The 1,159-nt window shown below is 56.1% G+C and carries 1 protein-coding gene; it reads right to left on the bottom strand.

The genetic code is table 11. The features are described from left to right. Window positions 1-984: transposase (locus tag KNP77_RS15830; protein ID WP_214891761.1), on the bottom strand; the 984-nt coding region annotated here is incomplete at its 3' end. Window positions 985-1,159: the final 175 nt, after the last annotated feature.

Raw genomic sequence — 1,159 nt, 5'->3', positions numbered from 1 at the left:
GTCGAGGAACGTTTCAATCTCATCGAGGAACGGGATCAACGTCTTCATGTCGGTCGGGTTCGGATAGACGTCATAGGCAAGCGTGTACTGACCTTCGGTTGCGATTTGGACGTTGTACCCCGGCTTCAGTTGGCCGTTTTTCATGTGATCCTCTTTCATCCGCATGAACGTCGCGTCCCTGTCGGTCTTCGAGTAACTGTTCCGTGTACCGAAGGTGGCCATGTGTTCCTCGTATCGACGTTTCCGGGCGGCGAAATCGGCGGCCTGTTTGTGGAGGCGGCGGGGCATCTTCCGTTTCATACGCAATCGTTTCCGTTCGGCGACGTCGGTCGCCGTGGCGATTTCCTCGTTGATGGACTCGATCTTCTCTTCGAGCCGCGCTGCGATCTGTTCGAGTTCTTCGACCGAGAGCGCGTCCGGGCTCTCCCGTTCGATCTCGGGGATGACCTGGTCGGCCATCAGTTCGTCGTACAGCTGGTTCGACTTCTCGACGAGCGCGGCGCTGTATCTCGCGACGGCCTTCCGCCAGACGAACGTATAGCGGTTGGCGTTCGCCTCGATCTTCGTGCCGTCGATGAAGATCGCCTCCTCGTCGATCTCGCCGGTCTCGACGAGATGACATCTGAAGGCGACGAACGCCGCCTTCAAGATCGGGGACACGGCCGGATGGACGCGGAAACGGTTGATCGTCCGATAACTCGGCTCGTGGCCCTGGGCGAGCCACATCATCCGCAGGCTGTCTTTTAGAAGGCCTTCGATCTTTCGACCTGAAAATACGGACTGTGTGTAGGCGCAGAGGACGATCTTCATCATCATACGCGGATGGTAAGCGGGGCAGCCCGTCGTTCGCCAGAACGGCTCGAAGGCCTCGTCCGGAATCTGTTCGACGAGATCGTGGACGGCGAAGGCGATATCGTTTTCCTGGAGACGGACTTCTAAATCTAGGGGCAAAACCAACTGGTTCATGGTATACTTTTTGTACATAGGGGCACCTCCAAAGTTATGGTTTGGTCACTTTAACTTTATCAGAGGTCGCCCCTATCTGTTTAGTCCGAAATGCGTGAACGAACCCATAAAAATGAGAAGAGGCCACCGGGAGCGAACAAGTCGCTCCCGGTGGCCTCTTTCTTATAAATCTACTGAGTTATGTCCCAGCCTC

Origin of the sequence: Exiguobacterium sp. s142 (assembly GCF_018618455.1) — a bacterium.
In the GTDB taxonomy this organism is placed as follows: Bacteria; Bacillota; Bacilli; order Exiguobacteriales; family Exiguobacteriaceae; genus Exiguobacterium; species Exiguobacterium aurantiacum_A.
Note: the sequence above shows the minus strand (reverse complement) of the source record. Positions and strands in the feature narration are given on the sequence as shown.